Here is a 20202-nt window from a genome sequence, read left to right as displayed (position 1 = left end):
ACACTGGTCAATCGAGTGACTTTTTATGTTAAGCTTAGCGCAACAGCTAACCCCTAAATAACGAAGAGATAGTCAATGTTCTCAGTATTAAAACCATTACCAACAGACCCTATTCTTGGCCTTATGGCGGCCTATAAGCAAGATACTAACCCTAATAAGATTGACTTAGGGGTTGGTGTATATAAAGACGAGCAGGGGAATACCCCGGTATTAAAGTCAGTAAAAAAAGCAGAAGCGTTTCGTTTAGAAAATGAAATGAGCAAATCTTACATTGGTCTTGCTGGTAACTTAGATTACTGTCAACAAATGGAAAATCTTCTTCTTGGTGAGCACCCGGCATTATTAGCTAATCGCGTACGCACAGCACAAGCACCTGGTGGTACAGGCGCACTTCGTGTTGCAGCAGAATTTATTGTACGTTGTAACCCAAACGCTACTGTATGGGTTACTAACCCAACGTGGGCTAACCACATTAGCTTATTTGAAGCTGCAGGCTTAACGGTTAAAGAATACCCATACTACGACTACGAAAACAAAGATTTATTGTTTGATGAAATGGTTGAAACATTAACACAGGTGCCTAAGGGCGATGTTGTGTTATTACATGCATGTTGTCACAACCCAAGTGGTATGGATTTAAACGAAACACAATGGAATACCATTGCTGAACTTGCAAAAGATGTGGGCTTTACGCCATTGATTGATATTGCATACCAAGGTTTTGGTTCTTCTTTAGAAGAAGATGCGAATGGTTTACGTATTTTAGCCAATGCGGTTGAAGAGTTGATAATTTGTTCATCATGTTCTAAAAACTTTGGCTTATACCGTGAGCGTATTGGTGCTTGTTCAATTATTGCAAAAGACAGTGCAACCGCTGATATTTCAAACTCGGTATTATTAAGTGTGGTACGTAGCATTTATTCTATGCCGCCAGCGCACGGTGCAGACATTGTAAACACTATTTTAAGCAGCACAGAGTTAACGCAGTTATGGCACAGTGAACTTGATGAAATGCGTAACCGTATTAATGGTTTACGTAGTTTAATTAAAGACAGCCTTGCAGCCAAAGACATTGCTCAAGACTTCTCATTTATAGACCGCCAACACGGTATGTTCTCTTTCTTAGGTATTAATAAAGAGCAAATCGAGCGTCTACAAAAAGACTACGGTATTTATATTGTAGGCTCTAGCCGTGTAAACGTAGCGGGAATTAGTCAAGCAAACATCGATTACTTTGCTAACGCTGTTGCTGATGTATGTAAGTAACCAATAATAAGTTTTAGCTTATTAGCAATAAAAAAACCGCACACTCGTTGCGGTTTTTTATTGTTTGTAATACCCATCCCCTTATATATATCTGCTTAGATATAAGGGAGTTTAATTCGTTAAATTGTTCAAATATTTATACAAGTTGGTATTACAGCCAGCGAATAGCGCCTGCAATACGTTCATTATACATATTAACCGGTGAGCCTAGGCTTGCTATTAGTACAGTATCAGCTTGTTTTCCTCGGCTTATATGGCCTACATAGCGAGAGTCACTAAAGTCACCCGAGCCAATTTCAAAGACTTTGTTATCACTAGGGACAATAAACACGGTCATAGGGCCAAAGTCCGATTCAAACACTAAATGGATGCCTTTCTCGCCTTGAAAATCGCAAAAGTTAACATAAGTAACTTTCCCAGGTAAATCATTAAGTTGACCGCCAAGTAAAGCCAGCTTTTCATTGACTGTTTGTAAGCTGATAGGTTGAGTTTTATTTAACGCGTTAAGTTCATGATAAACATGTGCCAATGCATGCTCGCCAGCAGCATGATTCAAGTTTTGCTCTGTGCTAAACATAAACGCACTTACCGCAATCACAAATGAAGCAGCGAACGCCAAATATACGCGGTCAAACTTAAAGCGTGAGCGTGAATCAATAACGTTGTTTTTTTGTTCAAGCTCATCTTTTCTGGCTTTTTCTTTTAACGAGGTGTTTAAAATAATCCGTTCAGCAAGGTTGTCAGGCACAGGAATATCAAGCGCATCATTGAGTTGCTTATCAAATGTTTTGTTTTCATTTAAAAATTGTTGTCTATCGGGACTGCTGTTTGCAAATTCCAGTAGTTCTTTGTCTAGCTCGTTTGGCTGTGCAATCGTGCGGCGACGAAACTCAAGTTCATCCATTATTTTGATGCCCCTTTAAGTTGTTCATCATCACGGCTTAGTGCCACTTTAAGTTGATTTTTTGCTCGAAATAAACGTGTCATAACCGTATTTTTGTTTAAATCGAGTATGTCTGCAATTTCATCCCCAGAGCAGCCCATAACCACTTGTAATAGTAGCGGCTCTTTGTATTCATCGGCCAACAACGAAATTTGCCGTTGAATAACGGTTTGCTCCATTTCATCATCTAAAGAATGACTGGTTTGATCCACTAGCGTGTCGTTATCTACATCACTGTAATCAAATTGCTTGCGCTCAAAGCGCCTCGCATTTTCGCGTCTTAAAATTGTTAGCAACCATGGCTTAGCTGCTTTTTGATCGAGTAACGAGTCAAGCGAGCGCCAAGCACGTAAAAAGGTTTCTTGCACTAAGTCATCTGCAATATTCGGATCGTTACATAACCAGTAAGCGAAGCGATAGAGTTCCTTATGATAAACGTGAACCAGGGCTTCGTAGCGTTGTTGTTTTTCAGCCATATTTAGTAAGACCCGATCATTCGATTTTTTATTTCCAAACACAAACTCTTTTTAGTTAAAATTATTATAGGTCAAAAAAGCAAAATACAATTGAGATCAAGAATACAGCTCTTTTAACGCAGGTGATGAAGGCTTAGCTGTTTGCGATTGATGTGCCTTTAACATGCTAACTATAGCGTCTAAATTGGCGCTAGCCGTTTGCTTACTGTACAACTGTGCTTGTAAATTGTTTACCTGCGCGGTGAACTCTGGGTTGTTTATCATAGCGCATAAATGGGATAGCGCCCCTACCTTTTTACCTGTAAGGGTTAGCGCATACTGATTAAGCGCATCGTAAAATGCTTTTTCGTCATGGCTTTTAGCTAATACCAGCAGGGCTTTTAAAGATGGTTGTTGATTTGTTTTATTAGTTGTTTGAGCCGCTTGTTGCACTTCTTTAGCTGGGCGTTTATTAAAGTAAAAAATCAGCGTCGCAATCCATAAAACATAACCAAGCGCGGCCACAATAATTAGCCACAGTGGTGTGGCAGTTTGCTGTTGCACTATAACTGCTTGCTCCGTTGACTCTGCCATAGTGTTATTTAGGTTGTTTTCAGCTGGCGGATTAAGCGTTTGCACTGGCGCTGTTGTACTGGGGGTGACTGTAATAGTACGCTCAGGTAAGGTCGCATAACTAATTCGATTCATTTTGGTGTTATACCAAGGCAAGCTAATTTCTGGCAATGTGTAAGTGCCAGGTGTTTGTGGCAGTAGCGCAAATGAGGCGCTTTGCTGCGATACCACTCGACCATCACGTACCGCATTATTGGTTTCTTTTTCATCAGGATAGCTGCGAATACCATTAATAATAGGTATATCAATTTCGGGTAACTGCTCTTTAGTCACCCCTAGCGCGGTGAGCATAATTGTACGTGTTATTGGCGTGCCGGCTTCAACAGTATTATCCTCTGGCTGCCATTGCTCGGTTAAGCTCACCAGTTCACTGGGTAACCAGTCTCCTTGATAGTTTTCAGGGATAGGTTTAATTTCAATTTGCTGCTCATCGCCAAGCGCTGACACTTCCAATTGACGATAGTTTTGCTGAATACGCCCCTGAAAAACGGGAGCTGCAATAGTGTAGGCGCCACTTTTTTGGGGCTGAATTAAATAATTACGGGTGATCACTAAATAACGTTTACCGTTAACCAGTTCATAATCTTCGCTTTGTTTACCGAGTTGGGTAAGTTGGGCATCTTCCATACTTGGCGCACTTAAGCTGCCATCAAGAAGCTCTTTGGCTAAGTAAAGTTTAATGGTGTAAACGCCAGCCTCTTGTACAAATAAGCTGTTGTTTGAAAGCGAGGTTTTTAAAAATATATCGTTATTTTTATCTGCGTCGCTGCTGCGCTCTTTAACCGATAAACTAATTGGTTGCGAGTTTAGCCCTGCAACACTAAAACTGGGAATGGTGTATTCACCCGCCTTGCGGGTCATTAGTTTAACAGACCAAGAGGTTTGTTTTTTTATACTGCCATTAATAATGTTAGTGCGGCTACTTAAGCTCATAGGGCCGACTACAAAATCTTTTAATAATGCTGAGGTGTCGGGTTGTTGCCCTTTTATTGAATCATCAATGCTAATATTAAGCATAAAAAATTCACCCGCTAATACTGGGTTTTTATCAACGCTTGCCTCCAAAGTGGTGGCGGCCATTAATGGCATGGCAGTTAATAGCAATAAACAGCAAAATAATCGCATTACCATGATTTTTCTACTCCTGTTGGACGACGTTGATATTGTCTTTTTTGGGCTTCTAATTGCATTTTGTTTCTTAATAAAATAGCGGGATCGTCGGGCACTTTTCTTAATAACTGATTTAGTTGCTGTGCTTTTTCTTTTTCTTCATTAGTGAGCTCAGCGGCTTGTGCCTGCATGGCTTGTTGCTGTGCCTGCTGTTTTTGCTCATCAGAGGGCGGTTGCTCACTCATCTCATTAGGTTGATTTTGCGGCTCATCTTGCTGCGGTGTATTCTCGTCTTTATTTTCATTTTGTTGGCTTTGTGATTGAGCTTGCATGTCAGGCTCATTCTGTTTGTCTGATTGCTCACCAGATTGTCCTTGCTGATCTTTTGATTGCTGCGAGGACTGATCTGATTGCTGTTGCTCACTATTTTGGCTGTCCTCTTCGCTTTTATCTGCGTTGTTTTTCTCGCCATTTTTTTGCTGATCTTGTTTTGATTTATCTGCATCCTCTTGACTTTGCTCATCTTGATTTTGCGAATCATTGCCTTGCTGATTTTGTTGATCTTGCTGTTGTTGTTGATTCAGTAACTGCTCAACAAGCGCTTGATTCTCAGCGGCTTCTCTAAAGTTATCTTGCTTTACTTGCGCTTGTTTATACGCGTCAATGGCAGCCTCTAATTGTCCTGCTTTAGCCAAGGCGTTGCCATAGTTATAATAACCGGTTGCTGACTTATCTTGGCTAAACTCATTCAAGGCAGCATCAAATTGCCCTTGCTGATACAGTGCAGCCCCTTTGAGGGCGCTTGAGCGAGCCTGAGCTGCTTGTTGATACTCTTTGTTGTTGTATGCCTCTAATGCCCGTTGATCCCTATTTTTAAACAGGGTTGGCAGCTCTGCGGCATGCGCATTTTGTTGAGGTAAAAAGCTAAGTAATAGTACTGCGCTAACTAATGCAGAACGTCTAAATAAATACAAAGCTAAAGGCAGTAAAATAAGCAAACCATAAATACCGGCGTCAATTCGCCATAAGGCTAAATTTGGTTTTTCACTTTTTAATACTTCACTGTTTGCTTGCGGTGAAAAAACGGCAATATCACTATTGCTTGGCTGGTAATCGGCAAAGTGCCCACCGCTATTTTTTGCAAGTCCTTCAAGTAATGACGCATTGAGGGTTGGCACCACAATTTGACCATAATTATCTTTTAAAAATCCGCCTTCAGGTAACTTTATAGGGGCTCCTTGTGCGGTGCCTACGCCGTAAATATTAAGTCGATATTGACTACTGTTGGTAAAACGGCTTACATCGCTTTGCTGTTGTTGCTCAATACCATCGGTGATCAAAATAATATCGCCATCGAGGTAGCCGGCTTGGCTTAGTAGCTCTTGTGCCATATCTAAGCCAGCGAGTACGTTTGAGCCTTTATCTGGCATAATTTCAGGGCTTAAACTAGGAATAAGGTTGGCAAGAGTCTTAGCGTCGTTGGTCAGTGGTGAAATGGTATAGGCAGTGCCTGCGTAAGCCACTAACGCGGTATCGCCTTCTTTAAATAGCTCAACCATATCGAGGGCTTTAAAACGTGATTGCATTAATCGATTGGGAGCAATGTCGGTGCTATACATAGAGTAGGACATATCCATGACAATAACGCGGGCACTTTTACTTTGAAACACGGGTACTTGCTTCTCTTCAAAGCTTGGCCCTGCACTAAATATAATTGCTAAATTGCAAAATAACGCAACCAGCCACAGCGGCTGGCGAGCTTTATTGTTTGATTCACTCATTACAAATGGTGCCAAATGCGGCGCAATAAGTGGCGCTGACTGGTTTTTTTTATGTTTTAGTAAGGCGATAAAAAATAACCCTGAGGCAGGGAGTAACAGCCATAAAATAGCAGGACGAATAAATTCAAAATCCATTAGTTTGGCTCCTTCATTGCGCGCACCGTTTTTATCAATGCCATTGCACTTATGAGTAAAATGGCCAGTAATAACGGATAATAGAACAAGGCTGTTTGTGGGCGAAAGGTTTGCTCATCGGCACTAATTGGTTCAAGCTTATCAAGCTCAGCGTAAATTTGTTGCAGGCCAGCGACATCTTTTGCTCTAAAATACAGACCGCCTGTTTGCTCAGCAATTTTTTTCAATAAGCCCTCATCTAGGTTACTGCCCCCAGAGCCCATATTAAATAAACTAAAGCCGCGCGGGTTATCTGAACCGACTCCAATGGTGTACACTTTTATACCTTCTTCACGGGCAAGTAACAGCGCATCTTCTGGGTCAAGGTTACCTGCAGTGTTTTGCCCATCTGTAAGCAACACCACAATACGGTTACTTTCTTTTTTACTGGCAAAGCGTTTTACCGATAAACCTAAAGCGTCACCAATCGCCGTGGCGCGTCCTACTAAACCAATTTGCGCCTCAGAGAGCATTTTACTGACGGTTTTCACATCACGCGTCAATGGGGTTTGTAAAAAAGCGGTATCACCAAACAATATAAGGCCGAGTCTGTCGCCTTGGCGCTGCTCTATAAAGTCACTTAGCACTGCTTTGACCATGGTTAAACGGTCAACATATTGGCCATTGTAAGCCATGTCTTGTTCGGTCATTGACCCTGACAAATCCACAGCGAGCATTATATCGCGGCCTTCGTTGGGTAGCGATATGGGCTCATCTAACCACGTTGGATTTGCTGATGCGGTCACTAATAATAACCACAGCAACCACTCGATAATATTCAATTTACGCGCACTTGGCTCTATGCTTTGATTGCTTAAATTATGTGATGCAAAACTTGGAATGCGCAGATGCGTGTTGGCATTATTGGCGGCGGGTTTTAATAGTAACAATATTAAAGGTAGCGGCAGTAATAAAAACAGCCATGGCCAGCTAAATTCAAACATGCAGCGGCTCCTTTAGTTTAAATTGTTTAATGGCTTGGCGAAATTTATCACTAAGTGCTGCCTGTGTTTGATTAGCGTTATATAGGCTTAAAATTTCTTCTTCTTTAAAGCCAATCGCTGAAAGTTGGTTCAATGTGTTGCACCAATGCGTTGTTGACTGCGCGGCTAAACGCGGATCGTAATAGGTGATCACTAAACGCTTTAAAATGACATGTAATTGCTGCGCTGACTGTTGTTGATTAGCTAATGCAATGGCATCACGTTTTGGCTTTTTAAAGCGATAATTTTTATAAATTATGACAATTAAGCTACACAATAAACACACAGCAATTGCAATAACAACCCACCAAGCAGGAGCGAGTGGCCACCAGTCGACTTGGGTGGGAGCAATAATATCGTGTAGACCATCAAGTGGAGAGGTTTGCATGATTTATTTTCTCACTAATTGCAGTTCCAGCGCAGTGGCTGCATTAAATGATAATAGGGTGAGTCCAGACTTTGTTAAGCGATTAATACGCGCGCTAAATGCGTGCTCGGCATTTTTAGCAAATCGTTGTCTAAAGCTCTTGTCCATTAAGGGCAGGGCAAATTGCTGATTATTAGCACTGACGGTTACCGTTTGTTTAAAAGCAGGTAATTGATGTTCAAAGGGGTCGCTAATATGACACCCAATCAGTTCGCAATGACGCGCCAAAAGTTCCAGTTGCTTGAAGCTGGCGTCATCCAAGGCGTTAAAATCAGACACGATATAAACCAAACTACCAGGCTTAGCTAAGTGATTTAAACGTTTGAGGTTATCACTAAAGTTATTGCTGGCGGGTTTATCAATATTTTCAAGTGCCTGCTGATGAGCGTCGCATAAATTATGGCATAGTTTTAATACCGCTTTTTCACGAGCGCTGGGTTTTAGCTCTAAATGCGAGTGCTGATTAAACACAATACCGCCAATTCTGTCGCCACGCTGACACGCTGACCACGCAACTAAGGCGCTAATATGTGCTGCTTGCACCGATTTTAACAGTAATTGCGAGCCAAATAGCATTGAGTTTGAAAAGTCAGTAAACACAAATACCGGGCGCTCTTTTTCTTCTTGAAAAAGTTTGGTGTGGGTTTCGCCTGTGCGTGCGGTAACGCGCCAATCAATAGAGCGTATATCGTCACCGTTTTGATAATGACGCACTTCGGCAAACTCCATACCCCGGCCTTTGTGGGGCGCAAGGTATTGCCCTGCTAAGGTATTTTTTATTCTAACTTTAGGTGCCAGCTCAAGCAGTTGTGCCTTAGCTTTATAATACATCAGCTCTTTAAGCGATAAATTAACACCATGGCTATGACTTAATTTAAGCCATGCCTGAGAATCAAAGTGTGTTTGCATAACTTAAGGTACTGCGACTAGTTCAACAATACGGCTAATGACCTGATCTTTTGTAATACCATCGGCCTGTGCTTCGTAACTTAAAATAATACGATGGCGCAATACATTATGTACAACAGCTTGTATATCGTCAGGTGATACAAAATCACGGCCACTTAGCCACGCATGAGCGCGGGCACATTTATCAAGAGCGATAGTAGCGCGAGGGCTTGCGCCGTATTCAATCCAGCGGCCAAGTTGCTCATCTAAGTTTGCGCCTTCTCGAGTAGCAATAATCAACTGAACTAAGTACTGCTCTAATGGCTCGGCCAAATACAGACCTAAAATTGCTTTTCGCGCAGCAAACAAATCGGGTTGTGAAATTTGCTCAAGCACTGGGGCTTCATCATTAAGTGCTTCACCACGGGTCAAACGTAAAATATCAAGCTCATGCTCAGCACCTGGGTAATTAATATTTAGGTGCATTAAAAAACGGTCTAATTGCGCTTCTGGTAGCGGGTAAGTACCTTCTTGCTCAAGCGGATTTTGTGTTGCCATCACTAAAAACAGGTCACTGAGTGGATAGGTGTTTTTGCCTACCGTGACTTGGCGCTCGGCCATCGCTTCTAATAATGCCGATTGTACTTTTGCTGGTGCTCGGTTTATTTCATCCGCTAAAATAAGGTTATGAAATAAAGGGCCTTTTTCAAACACAAACTCACTGGTTTGTTGGCGATAAATATCGGTGCCGGTCACATCGGCTGGTAATAAATCAGGGGTAAACTGAACACGCTGAAACGACCCTTCAATACCTTTTGCAAGCGCATTTACGGCACGTGTTTTTGCAAGCCCTGGAGGGCCTTCAACAAGTAAGTGGCCATCGGCTAATATAGCAATTAAAAGAGCTTGAGTAAGCGCTGGCTGGCCAATGATTTGTGTATCTAAGTACGTTTTTAATTGTGAAAATGCGTTAGCTGCCATAATAAGTGGACTGTCCTCGTCAGCTTAAATAATACCTAAATTGGTTAGGTAACAAATACTGAGCTAGTTATAAGGTTTATAAGTGGATAACTCAAGAGTTAGACTGATTTTTTAAAAATAGTTCGTTATTTTTTAACGATTTTTTAGCCTAACATAAAACTTTGTAAAACCAGCTAAAAAAGCCTATTGTATTACCCTCATACAATGTATGTAGTGATATACAATGGCGCTTTTGTATTTATTTACCTTTATCTATTGGCTTTATCACACGGGTTGTTTAGAATCGGAGAAAACATACAGGTCTGACCTGTCAGCGGGAGAGAATAATAAATGTCTGAGCAAAACATACTTAAAACACCAAAAGGCGACCGTATTGCCATTGTAAGCGGCTTACGTACTCCTTTTGCTAAGCAAGCGACTGCGTTCCACCATGTACCAGCATTGGATATGGGTAAGCTAGTGGTTAATGAAATGCTTGAGCGATTAAATTTCGACAAGTCAGAAATCGATCAATTGGTTTTTGGGCAAGTAGTACAAATGCCAGAAGCGCCAAATATTGCGCGTGAAATTGTATTGGGTACTGGGATGCCAGTATCGGTTGATGCATACTCTGTATCGCGTGCTTGTGCGACGAGTTTTCAAGCGATAGCAAACGTTGCCGAATCAATTATGGCAGGCTCTGTAAGCGTAGGAATTGCCGGTGGTGCCGATTCATCGTCTGTATTGCCAATTGGTGTAAGTAAAAAATTAGCGGGTAGCTTAGTTGATTTAAACAAAGCACGTACGCTTGGTCAGCGTTTAAAAATATTCTCAAAACTACGTTTAAAAGATTTATTGCCAGTGCCGCCAGCGGTTGCTGAGTACTCAACGGGTTTATCAATGGGACAAACAGCCGAGCAAATGGCTAAAACCCATAACATTAGCCGTGAAGATCAAGATGCTTTAGCGCATCGTTCTCACTCACTGGCAACGCAAGCTTGGGCTGATGGCAAGTTAAAAGATGAAGTAATGACGGCTCATTTACCGCCTTATAAAAGCTTTATTGAAGAAGATAATAATATCCGTAAAAACTCAACGGTTGAAGGTTACGCCAAGCTTAAGCCTGTATTTGACCGTCAACACGGCTCAGTCACTGCTGCCAATGCAACCCCACTAACTGATGGCGCAGCCGCAGTGTTAATGATGAGCGAAAGCAAAGCCAAAGCTTTGGGTTATGAAATTTTAGGTTATGTGCGTAGTTTTGCGTTCTCAGCCATTGGCGTAGAAAAAGACATGCTAATGGGGCCGGCTCACTCAACGCCTATCGCACTTGATAGAGCGGGTATTACGTTAGCTGATTTAGACCTTATTGAAATGCATGAAGCGTTTGCATCGCAAACCTTAGCGAATATGAAAATGTTTGCTTCAGATAAATTTGCACAAGAGCACTTAGGGCGTAATAAAGCCATAGGTGAAATTAACATGGATAAGTTTAACGTGAACGGCGGCTCGCTTGCATATGGTCATCCATTTGCGGCAACCGGCGCGCGTTTAATTACACAAAGTTTATACGAGCTTAAGCGTCGTGGCGGTGGTTTAGCGTTAACGACTGCCTGTGCTGCGGGTGGTTTAGGTGCAGCCTTTGTATTGGAGAGTGCGTAATGACAGATTCAGTATTTAATTTAACGGTTGATGATAACAAAATAGCCGTAGTGACAATTGATGTACCGGGTGAAAAAATGAACACCCTGCGAGATAGCTTTGCTGATGATTTAAAAGCATTATTAGCACAAGCTAAAGAGCACGCAGTTAAAGGTATGGTATTTATTAGTGGTAAAAGCGATAACTTTATTGCTGGTGCCGATGTTAAAATGCTAGACAACGTGCAAAAGCGTGAAGATGCATTAGCTATTAGCGAATTATGCCATCAAGCATTTTTTGATATGAAAAAGCTTCCGTACACCACAGTTAGTGCTATACATGGCGCAGCACTTGGTGGCGGTTTAGAATTTGCTTTAGCCTGTGATTACCGCGTAGGTACAGATAGCGATTTAACTAAAATTGGTTTACCAGAAGTACAACTAGGTTTATTACCTGGCGGTGGTGGTACACAGCGCTTAACTAAAATCGTGGGCATTCAAAAAGCCCTCGAGTGGATGCTAACCGGTAAACAAATTCGTCCTAAACAAGCTAAAAAAGCCGGTGTATTGGATGATTGTGTACCACAAAGCGTACTGTTAAAAGTGGCTAAAGAGTTTGCGGCGAAGAAAAAGCCACAAGCTAAAGAGCCTAAACTTGATAAGATCAGTAAGTTATTAGAATCAAACCCGTTTGGCCGTAACTTTATCTTTAAAAAAGCTAAAGAAAACGTTCTTAAAAAAACCGGTGGTCATTACCCTGCGCCGCTTGCAATTATTAAAGCGGTACGTGCAAGCGTAGAGCTTGACGAAATGAAAGCGTATAAAACCGAAGCAGAAGGTTTTGCCACATTGGTAATGAGTGATGAGTCTAAAGCACTGCGCGGCATTTTCTTTGCAACCACTGAAATGAAAAAAGAATGGCGCAATGATGATGCTCCCGCGATTAGTAAAACTGCCGTGTTAGGTGGTGGCTTAATGGGCGCAGGTATTGCCCATGTGAGTGCGGTTAAAGCTAAATTGCCGGTGCGTATTAAAGATGTGGCAGAGCAGGGCATAAGTAATGCCATGAACTACACATACAAAATTTTAGATAAGCGTCTTAAACGCCGTATTATGTCTAAAGCCGATATGCAGTTAACGATGAACCGCATTACCGGCACTACCGATTACAGCGGTTTTAAACACATAGATTTAGTGATAGAAGCCGTATTTGAAGATTTAGAACTGAAGCAAGGTATGGTTGCTGATGTAGAGCAGCATTGCCAAGCGAATACTATTTTCGCAAGTAATACTTCGTCATTACCTATTTCGCAAATTGCAGCAAAAGCAGAACGCCCTGAAAATGTAATTGGTTTACATTATTTCTCACCAGTAGAGAAAATGCCACTGGTAGAAATTATTCCTCACGAAGGCACCTCAAAAGAAACGATTGCTCGTGTAGTTAACTTTGCGCGTAAGCAAGGTAAAACGCCAATTGTGGTAAAAGACATGGCCGGTTTTTACGTAAACCGTATTTTAGCGCCATACCTGAATGAGGCGGCAAACTTAATGCTTGCCGGTGAGCCAATTGAAAAAATTGACGCAGCCTTAGTTGAGTTTGGTTTTCCAGTAGGGCCGTTGGCACTGCTTGATGAAGTCGGTATTGATATTGGTTCTAAAATCGCGCCAATTCTTGAAAAAGAATTGGGTGAGCGTTTTAAAGGCCCAGATGCTTTCTCGCGCATGATTGATTCAAAACGCTTAGGCCGTAAAACGGGTCGTGGTTTTTATGAATACGACAAGAAAGGCAAAAAGGTTGATGAGTCAGTCTATGAGTTACTAGGTGTAACCCCAGCTCCACGTCTAAATAAAAACGAAATTGCTAAGCGTTGTATCTCACAAATGCTTAATGAGGCCGTTCGCTGTTTAGATGACGATATTATTGCCAGCCCGCGTGATGGTGATATTGGTGCTATTTTTGGTATTGGTTTCCCACCGTTCTTAGGTGGCCCGTTTAGCTATATGGATAAATTAGGCGCAGGTAAAATTAGCTCTGATATGTCTACTCTGGCTAACAGCAATGCGATTTTTGCACCCTGTGAATCACTGGTTGCAATGGCTGATAAAGGCGATAAGTTTTACACTACAGCCGCTAAAACAGCTGAAGTTGAGTTAGAGCAGGCAGATGATAAATCGACTGATACTCAAAATGAGAAAACTGAGCACAAAGATTAATGTTTTAAGTTAACGTAAAAAAGCCGCAAATTATGCGGCTTTTTTTATGTTTGATTATCAGTAAATATAGAGATATAGACGCTTATTTACAGTAACGCTTCAATGGCCTTTTTATCTTTATCAGGCATATTGTCGACCACCAAATTAAACGAGTTATCAATCATACGCTCAATTTCACCCTGTGGTACTGAGCCATCTAAAATCACGGTATTCCAAAGGCGTTTATTCATATGATAACCAGGAATAACGGCAGGGAAAATATCTCGTAATGATTGCGCTTCATCAGGGTCGCACTTTAAGTTTAGCCACCAAATAGGTTCGCCGTTTTCATCGGTTTCACCTTCATTGCTCAGTGCTAGGGTGGCGAACATCTTATGGTTTACTTTATACACATCAACATCTTTAGCAAAAGGCTGGGTTAGTTTAACTAACGGCTTGTTCATTAAATAGGTATGTACAGTTTGTTGGTTCATGAGCCATTCCTTGAGGTCATAATCGATAACTTTACCATAGCAGCTTTTTGCTACTAAATAACATGAGTTTAAGTCTAAATTACAGATTTATGAGTCAGTACGAAGTAAGAAGCTAATCATATCACTTTATTGTTGAACAAAATCAGTTTCGTGGTATGTTTCTCGCAATCAAAAAAACAATAGGAATTCACCCATGCCAAAGGCAAGTGATGTTAAAAAAGGGACGGCTATTGACTTTAATGGCCGTGTATTAGTAGTAAAAGATATCGTACGTTCTGTACCACAAGGTCGTGCCGGTGGTAGTTTATACCGTATGCGTTTATACGATGTAGTAACGGGTAGCAAAGTTGACGAAACATTCAAAGACAGCGACATGCTTAACCTTGCAGATTTAACCCGTCGTGAAGCGATGCTGTCGTACATTGATGGCGATGAGTATGTCTTTATGGATAACGAAGATTATACGCCTTACAACTTGGCTAAAGACGCGATAGCTGAAGAGATTCAGTTTGTTAACGAAGAGACCCAGGGCGTGCATGTTATTGTGATTGATGGTGCGCCAGTTGGGCTTGATCTTCCTTCAAGTGTTGAGCTTGTAGTTGAGGAAACCGACCCTTCAATTAAAGGTGCTTCAGCCAGCGCGCGTTCAAAGCCTGCTCGTTTATCAACCGGCTTAACTATTCAAGTGCCAGAGCATATTTCTACGGGCGATCGCATCCGTATTAATACTGCAGAGCATAAGTTTATGGGCCGTGCTGACAAGTAAGCCGCTATAAATCTATATTGATTAGCCGAGTATTTAAGTTGCTCGGCTTTTTTGTGTCTGAGTAACGGTCAAATAATGTGTTGCTTTAATTTTCGCCAGTTTAACGCTATTATACGCGCCTTATTTTTGAACTGGTTGAGGTGGTGGTGTTATTTGTTTTGCTTAGCGGTGTATTTATAGCGCTTATGTATTTAGAAACCATTAAAAAGGGCATGCCTGTTAAACGCTGGTTATTTTTAGGTGGCGTGTTTGGTCCTGTTGCTTGGTGCTTGTTTAATATGCATTATCGACGTGCATTGATACGCAATATAGGTGTAAATGCGTGTCTATGGCGTGCTTAACTGGTCGCTCTAATTAAACTGAGTTTTGATTGGCTTTTTTGTTGTTTTAAAAACGCAGTAAATTCATCTTTTGACAGTGGCTTAGAGTAGTAATAACCCTGCAGTGTTTCACAGTTTAGCTCTTCAAGTATGCTTATTTGCGACGCTTGCTCCACCCCTTCGGCAACTACATGCAAATCAAGGTTATGCGCAATAGTGACGATAGAGTCCACCATATTGCGGCCACGTTCAGTCTTCATATCATCGATAAAGGCTTTATCTACCTTAAGCGTATTGAGTGGAAACTGCTTTAAATACGCAAGTGATGAATAGCCGGTACCAAAGTCATCCATTGCTAAGTGAATTCCACGGGCACTTAAAGAGCGCATAATCGCAATGGCTTCTTGTGGATCGTCCATTACGGTGCCTTCAGTTATCTCAAGCTCTAAAAAGTACGAGGGTAGTTCATTTTTTTGTAAAATCACATCTATGCGCGAGGTTAAATCGGGTAGGCTAAATTGTTTTGCTGATAAGTTAACAGCAACACGGGCATTAAATAAACCTGCATCTAGCCACTGTTTTACATCGCGACAAGCTTTGTTTAAAACTACTTCACCAATTTCAATAATTTGCCCTGTTTCTTCGGCAATTGGAATAAATACCCCTGGGCTAATAACCCCCTTTTTCGGGGTAATAAAACGCACCAACGCTTCCATTCCAGCAAGCTTACCAGTACGAATATTCATTTTAGGCTGGTAATACACCTCAAAATGATCTTCTTTTAAGCCAAAGCGCATTAGGTTTTCTATTTGCAGTCGTTTTACTGCTTGGCGGTTCATGGTGTCATTAAAAAACAGGTAGCTATTGCCTTTCTTTTTAGCATGATACATCGCAGTATCGGCGTTCTTTAATAGTATTTCGGGGGTGTTACCATCTTCGGGGAACAGTACTATACCAACGCTTGAGGTGATAGCAAGTTCATGGCCTGCCATTTTAAATGGTGTAGCTATGGCCGCCAAAAACTGTTTAGCCATGCGAGTGATAGTGAGAATATCGTTGGTGTTTGACATAACTAGCGCAAATTCATCGCCGCCAAGGCGATAAAATACGTCATTTTCACGGGTGAGCTTATTTAAACGCATAGCAAGCTTTGCCAGTAAACTATCACCTAATTGATGGCCTAATGAGTCGTTTATCTTTTTAAAGTTATCTAAATCAAATACGAGTAATGCATGATGAGAATGCTGCTTTGCGAGTTTTTGTAAGTCAGAAAAAAACAAATTACGGTTAGGTAAGCTGGTGGTGCGATCTCGATTAGATAAATTATTGAGCTCAGACTCGGTTTTTTTACGCTCGGTTAAATCTGAATACACCACCACATAATTGGTTATTTGATTTTGTGCGTTTTTAATTTCATCTATTGAAATTTCAAATGGCAGCAGAGCATGATCGCTATTGCGAAGCTTTACTTCTTCTTGAATATGTTCGTGCTTTCTAACGGTGTTTTTTATGGATTCTATATAGCTTTTGTCGTAACCGGCTAAATGAAACTCTTTCTTTAGGTATTGCTCGCGTACGCCGCCAAACAAAGTTAAAAAGCTTGGGTTAATATCCACCAGCCTAAAGTCTTTATCATAAATGGCCAGCGCATCAGTGAGTGACTCAACACATTTTGCAAATAAGTTAAGTCGATCTTCCGTTGATTTTAACTGCGAGATATCTCTGACTATGCCAGTCATTCGCAGTGGGCTTAGGTTAGCGTCTTTTTCAATGATTTTTCCGCGGTCGAGCACCCAGTGCCATTTACCAAAGCTGTCTTTAATACGATAAGTTGCTTCAAAAAAAGTACTTTCTTCGGCAAAGTGTTTTTTTAGTAGGTAATCAACATGGGTTAAATCGCGGGGATGGATCAAGCTTTTATTCGGTGGAAATTCTACTAGGTTATTACTATTCATCACGTATTTGTCATTGATACGAATAACTTTACCGGTTTTGATATTCCAATCCCATAGAGTGTCACCACTGCCTTCTACGGTACTTTTTAATCGTTTTTCAGAAAGCTGTAATTGAGAGTGTGAACGCTTGAGTGAGTGAACAATCGTTAACAAATAAACTACAACTAACAACATTATTGCGCACACGCTCACGACCAACGCATTTAAATTCAAGTTAAACGATGACTCGAATGCACTCGCAGAGTAGGCTGTGGCCAAAGAGGCCAACAATAGAATATATTTTATTATTTTTATTTTTTTCATTGTCTTACTTCTTATTAACAAAAGACAATCTAAATCAAGCGCGAGCAAGAGTCAAAGAGAATGCGAATGAAGTGGTAGTTTCTCAGACGAATTCACAGATTTGGCACTTAAAAGCTCATATCTTGGGCGATCTGCATTAAAAATTTCAGCGGCGTAGGCTTTTAAATCTTCAAGCGTTAATGCGTTTAAAGAATCCAGCAGGCGTTGCTGCATATTAAACCGATGATCGCCATTACCTATAGCAAGCCATAAACGTTGTGAACGTAAACGCAAATTTTTGTCTTTTTCAGCAATATGGGTTGTTAATCCATGTTTTTGTTGCAGCCAGTCTTGTTCTGTTAGTTCATTAATTATTGCTAAATACTGGCTAATAAATAAATTATGTCTGTGCAGTAACGTGGTGGGCTCAAATTTTGGTGATTGTATATAAAAGGCAATACCAGCACGGGTATTAAAAGGAGCGTATCCTGCGCCTACTAAATAACCGAGTTGTTGCGTGGTTCTGAGTTCATTAAAGTAATCTTGATTAATTAAATGATTTAGCGCCATCATTTTCACTTTTTCAATAACGTCATCGCTTTGTGCTTGGTAGTAAATCACCATGGCATTATCGCTGCAGGCAAGTTCAAGCTCGTAGCGAGTCACTTTAGTAATTTCATAAAGTGGGCGCTTTAAATCGTTGATAACGGCTGATTTTTTAAGGTGCTGAGCGACCTTCTTTTGAAACTCAAGCGCATCATTTTGCTGCCAATTACCATGTAAAAAAGACTCAACATGAAGGGCATTAAAAAACGCTTGTCTAAATTCATTAAACTGATGGAAACAGGTGTCTTTGAGTGCATTTGCTAACTCGTCAGGCTTAGGATTCCACGGCATTATTTTAGCGCCTAAAATACTAAATAGCTCACTAACGGGTTTGTTTTGATTGCTATTTCGCCAATGTCTAACTAATTGCTTTTTATATTCTGCAAAGCGTTTGGCACAAATTTTTACGTTAAATAGTGCATCAATCAGCTGATCGACTAATTCGAGTTGGCTTGAAGAAAGCCCCGCAGTGTGAAGCGTTAAGCCACCTTGATGAGAGGTTAAGTGATAACTTAAGCCCGCAAGTTCCGCTGGGTAAAACTGTTCGCCAACACTGTCCATGAATAAATCTGAGAATAACCGCGTCAGTGCCATATGTTTCACGTCTTTTACTGCAAAGTCAGAGTCCATGGCTAAATAAAAATGCCCTTTGGCGACTCTAAAGGTGGCGTCTTGTTTAAACCAAAAGTCAAAGCCTGCTTCTTTTACCAGTAATGTTGGATGTCGTTGCTGTGATTCAACCGGATATAAAATGACATCTTTAGCTAAATAAGGATTAGCCGTGGGCAATAGCATTTCACTTTGTGGCTGGCTAATCTGTGCAAGTGCTTTGAGCCAATGTAGCGACAATTTTTCAATTTTATAGGGGGTGTTATACCAAGCAGCTGTGTGTTCAGGCTCTACATCAGGATGAATAAGCACTAAACGCATGTTGTGCGGAGTTAACCACTGCATAGCCATTTCATGCGCGCTGGCTTTAAAGCCCTCCATTAAATAGTCACCCTGTAAGTAATTAACTTCATCGTAGTGTTGCATGTTAATACTTAAATTACTGACCCAATCAATTAGGCGAGACTTTTCTTGGTTATCAAATGCGATTTGTAATAGTTTTTGCTTATCTTGATATAGGCGAGGTAATTTGCTGGTGTTGTTATTGATTAAACAAATGTATTCAAACACCATCTCAATAATATCTTCGTAGTATTCAATGCCTTCATCGGTCAGCGCCATACTAATATTAAAGTCTTTAAAATTACTGCCATTAATTCCGCCACCTGCAGAGAGGGCATTGATCCAACCTTGCTCTTTAAGCACAGAATATAACGAGCCTTGCCCCTCATAACCTAGTAAGTGCGCAATAAAGCTGACCGTTTTATGACGATAAAAATCGTCAATGTTTGGCATGGCAAAGCTAATAATCAACTTTTGTACGTGTTTGTGTGGTTCAATATGAAGCAACTTACCCAAGTCTTGGCTGCGATAAAGCGGCGCTTCTATAGGTGGCTTTAATTGGTGTTTATCTCCCTTTATCTGGGCGAAATACTGGGTTGCCCATGCCTCAAGTGTATCTAATGACTCATTGGCACAAATCACTAAAGTCATCCACTGAGCTTGGTAATGCTGATTAAAAAAGTCACGTAATTCATCACTAATACAGCGCTTTCTATCTGCTAATGTTTGCAAGTTTCCCACTGAGAACTTAGCAAAAGGATGTTTTGGGTTAACCGTTTCTTTATGCACTTGATAAATTCGACGGCCATCGTCTTTAATTTTTAATTTAAACTCAGCCTCAATAGCATTACGTTCTTTTTCTGTTTCAGCGGGGTTTAGTCTGGGCGCTATAAAAAACCGACTAAATTGCGCTAATGCTGTTTCAATATGATGGTTATTAATATCAAAGAAATAGCAGGTATGCTCTGTGCCAGTCCACGCGTTGGTATTGCCACCAGACTGCGAGACAAAATTATTAAAACTTCCTGATTCAGGATAAAGGTCAGTGCCTAAAAACAACATATGCTCTAAAAAGTGCGCTAGGCCTTGTCTATCAAGCGGATCATCAAAGTGACCAGCGTTAACAGCCATGGATGCGGCAGCTTTTGCTGAGTCTTGATCGTGCACTAAAAGTACTTTTAGACCATTGTCCAGTGTTAGTGTGCGGTAAGCTCTGTTATCATTAGTGCTGATTTTCAAATGATGCTCCTGAAACTAAACGTATAATTGTTAACAACAGATGATAACTTCAGGAATGCAATGCTATTTACCTGAACATCATGAAAGAACTATTTTAAGAAAATAAATAGGTTTGAGTTATTAATATAGCGGAAAT

The 20202-nt window shown here is 40.9% G+C and carries 16 protein-coding genes; 5 read left to right on the top strand and 11 right to left on the bottom strand.

What is annotated here, in order from left to right; all coding sequences use genetic code 11:
• Positions 1 to 75: 75 nt before the first annotated feature.
• Positions 76 to 1266 (top strand): amino acid aminotransferase, encoded by a 1191-nt coding sequence (locus tag LOC50_RS09100; RefSeq protein ID WP_036983216.1) that lies wholly within the window; start codon positions 76 to 78, stop codon positions 1264 to 1266.
• A 151-nt stretch (positions 1267 to 1417) separates the two neighbouring features.
• Here the strand turns inward: LOC50_RS09100 and LOC50_RS09095 are convergent, their stop codons facing one another.
• From LOC50_RS09095 to LOC50_RS09060, 8 genes are all read right to left on the bottom strand, one after another.
• Positions 1418 to 2170, bottom strand: coding sequence for a DUF3379 family protein (locus tag LOC50_RS09095; protein ID WP_248474295.1), 753 nt, complete (start codon positions 2168 to 2170; stop codon positions 1418 to 1420).
• Positions 2170 to 2685, bottom strand: a complete 516-nt coding sequence (locus tag LOC50_RS09090; protein WP_250653077.1) for a sigma-70 family RNA polymerase sigma factor — start codon at positions 2683 to 2685, stop codon at positions 2170 to 2172. Before LOC50_RS09090 ends, LOC50_RS09095 begins: the two co-directional genes overlap by 1 nt.
• A gap of 96 nt (positions 2686 to 2781) precedes the next feature.
• Positions 2782 to 4428: a BatD family protein gene (locus LOC50_RS09085; protein WP_250653076.1), complete on the bottom strand. Its 1647-nt coding sequence runs from the start codon at positions 4426 to 4428 to the stop codon at positions 2782 to 2784.
• Complete coding sequence (locus tag LOC50_RS09080) at positions 4422 to 6323, bottom strand: vWA domain-containing protein (RefSeq protein ID WP_250653075.1); 1902 nt, start codon at positions 6321 to 6323, stop codon at positions 4422 to 4424. Before LOC50_RS09080 ends, LOC50_RS09085 begins: the two co-directional genes overlap by 7 nt.
• Positions 6323 to 7306: a vWA domain-containing protein gene (locus LOC50_RS09075; RefSeq protein ID WP_250653074.1), complete on the bottom strand. Its 984-nt coding sequence runs from the start codon at positions 7304 to 7306 to the stop codon at positions 6323 to 6325. Before LOC50_RS09075 ends, LOC50_RS09080 begins: the two co-directional genes overlap by 1 nt.
• Positions 7299 to 7733 carry a DUF4381 domain-containing protein gene (locus tag LOC50_RS09070; RefSeq protein WP_036983210.1) on the bottom strand — a complete coding sequence of 145 codons (435 nt, stop codon included), beginning with the start codon at positions 7731 to 7733 and terminating at the stop codon, positions 7299 to 7301. Before LOC50_RS09070 ends, LOC50_RS09075 begins: the two co-directional genes overlap by 8 nt.
• Positions 7734 to 7736: 3 nt before the next feature.
• A complete protein-coding gene (locus LOC50_RS09065; RefSeq protein WP_036983209.1) occupies positions 7737 to 8681 on the bottom strand; it encodes a DUF58 domain-containing protein in 945 nt (314 codons plus the stop codon).
• A 3-nt stretch (positions 8682 to 8684) separates the two neighbouring features.
• Complete coding sequence (locus LOC50_RS09060; protein WP_138627067.1) at positions 8685 to 9641, bottom strand: AAA family ATPase; 957 nt, start codon at positions 9639 to 9641, stop codon at positions 8685 to 8687.
• A 330-nt stretch (positions 9642 to 9971) separates the two neighbouring features.
• Here LOC50_RS09060 and fadI point away from each other — a divergent pair, with 330 nt between their 5' ends.
• Both fadI and fadJ read left to right on the top strand, forming a co-directional pair.
• Positions 9972 to 11282 (top strand): acetyl-CoA C-acyltransferase FadI, encoded by a 1311-nt coding sequence (fadI, locus tag LOC50_RS09055; RefSeq protein WP_013464510.1) that lies wholly within the window; start codon positions 9972 to 9974, stop codon positions 11280 to 11282.
• Positions 11282 to 13474 carry a fatty acid oxidation complex subunit alpha FadJ gene (gene fadJ / locus LOC50_RS09050; RefSeq protein ID WP_138627066.1) on the top strand — a complete coding sequence of 731 codons (2193 nt, stop codon included), beginning with the start codon at positions 11282 to 11284 and terminating at the stop codon, positions 13472 to 13474. The genes fadI and fadJ overlap by 1 nt, the downstream gene beginning before the upstream one ends.
• Before the next feature lie 86 nt (positions 13475 to 13560).
• Here fadJ and LOC50_RS09045 read toward each other — a convergent pair whose 3' ends face one another.
• Positions 13561 to 13947 carry an MmcQ/YjbR family DNA-binding protein gene (locus tag LOC50_RS09045; protein ID WP_013464512.1) on the bottom strand — a complete coding sequence of 129 codons (387 nt, stop codon included), beginning with the start codon at positions 13945 to 13947 and terminating at the stop codon, positions 13561 to 13563.
• Between the two features lie 193 nt (positions 13948 to 14140).
• On the opposite strand from LOC50_RS09045, the gene efpL reads away from it, so the two are divergent.
• Together efpL and LOC50_RS09035 are read left to right on the top strand one after the other, a co-directional pair.
• Positions 14141 to 14713: an elongation factor P-like protein EfpL gene (gene efpL / locus LOC50_RS09040; RefSeq protein WP_024602810.1), complete on the top strand. Its 573-nt coding sequence runs from the start codon at positions 14141 to 14143 to the stop codon at positions 14711 to 14713.
• A gap of 146 nt (positions 14714 to 14859) precedes the next feature.
• Complete coding sequence (locus LOC50_RS09035; RefSeq protein WP_069440259.1) at positions 14860 to 15054, top strand: hypothetical protein; 195 nt, start codon at positions 14860 to 14862, stop codon at positions 15052 to 15054.
• Here the strand turns inward: LOC50_RS09035 and LOC50_RS09030 are convergent.
• Complete coding sequence (locus LOC50_RS09030; RefSeq protein WP_250653073.1) at positions 15051 to 17291, bottom strand: sensor domain-containing protein; 2241 nt, start codon at positions 17289 to 17291, stop codon at positions 15051 to 15053. The two genes, LOC50_RS09035 and LOC50_RS09030, sit on opposite strands and share 4 nt — an antisense overlap.
• Positions 17292 to 17342: 51 nt before the next feature.
• Positions 17343 to 20066, bottom strand: coding sequence for an insulinase family protein (locus LOC50_RS09025; RefSeq protein WP_250653072.1), 2724 nt, complete (start codon positions 20064 to 20066; stop codon positions 17343 to 17345).
• Positions 20067 to 20202 lie beyond the last annotated feature (136 nt).

This window comes from Pseudoalteromonas sp. SCSIO 43095 (assembly GCF_023650455.1).
Taxonomy (GTDB): Bacteria; Pseudomonadota; Gammaproteobacteria; order Enterobacterales; family Alteromonadaceae; genus Pseudoalteromonas; species Pseudoalteromonas tetraodonis.
Note: the sequence above shows the minus strand (reverse complement) of the source record. Positions and strands in the feature narration are given on the sequence as shown.

What these genes read in the sequence shown, in the direction of transcription:
- LOC50_RS09100 (WP_036983216.1), top strand. Translation starts at nt 76, where the DNA reads ATGTTCTCAGTATTAAAACCATTACCAACAGACCCTATTCTTGGCCTT.
- LOC50_RS09095 (WP_248474295.1), bottom strand. Translation starts at nt 2,170, where the DNA reads ATGGATGAACTTGAGTTTCGTCGCCGCACGATTGCACAGCCAAACGAG.
- LOC50_RS09090 (WP_250653077.1), bottom strand. Translation starts at nt 2,685, where the DNA reads ATGGCTGAAAAACAACAACGCTACGAAGCCCTGGTTCACGTTTATCAT.
- LOC50_RS09085 (WP_250653076.1), bottom strand. Translation starts at nt 4,428, where the DNA reads ATGGTAATGCGATTATTTTGCTGTTTATTGCTATTAACTGCCATGCCA.
- LOC50_RS09080 (WP_250653075.1), bottom strand. Translation starts at nt 6,323, where the DNA reads ATGGATTTTGAATTTATTCGTCCTGCTATTTTATGGCTGTTACTCCCT.
- LOC50_RS09075 (WP_250653074.1), bottom strand. Translation starts at nt 7,306, where the DNA reads ATGTTTGAATTTAGCTGGCCATGGCTGTTTTTATTACTGCCGCTACCT.
- LOC50_RS09070 (WP_036983210.1), bottom strand. Translation starts at nt 7,733, where the DNA reads ATGCAAACCTCTCCACTTGATGGTCTACACGATATTATTGCTCCCACC.
- LOC50_RS09065 (WP_036983209.1), bottom strand. Translation starts at nt 8,681, where the DNA reads ATGCAAACACACTTTGATTCTCAGGCATGGCTTAAATTAAGTCATAGC.
- LOC50_RS09060 (WP_138627067.1), bottom strand. Translation starts at nt 9,641, where the DNA reads ATGGCAGCTAACGCATTTTCACAATTAAAAACGTACTTAGATACACAA.
- fadI (WP_013464510.1), top strand. Translation starts at nt 9,972, where the DNA reads ATGTCTGAGCAAAACATACTTAAAACACCAAAAGGCGACCGTATTGCC.
- fadJ (WP_138627066.1), top strand. Translation starts at nt 11,282, where the DNA reads ATGACAGATTCAGTATTTAATTTAACGGTTGATGATAACAAAATAGCC.
- LOC50_RS09045 (WP_013464512.1), bottom strand. Translation starts at nt 13,947, where the DNA reads ATGAACCAACAAACTGTACATACCTATTTAATGAACAAGCCGTTAGTT.
- efpL (WP_024602810.1), top strand. Translation starts at nt 14,141, where the DNA reads ATGCCAAAGGCAAGTGATGTTAAAAAAGGGACGGCTATTGACTTTAAT.
- LOC50_RS09030 (WP_250653073.1), bottom strand. Translation starts at nt 17,291, where the DNA reads ATGAAAAAAATAAAAATAATAAAATATATTCTATTGTTGGCCTCTTTG.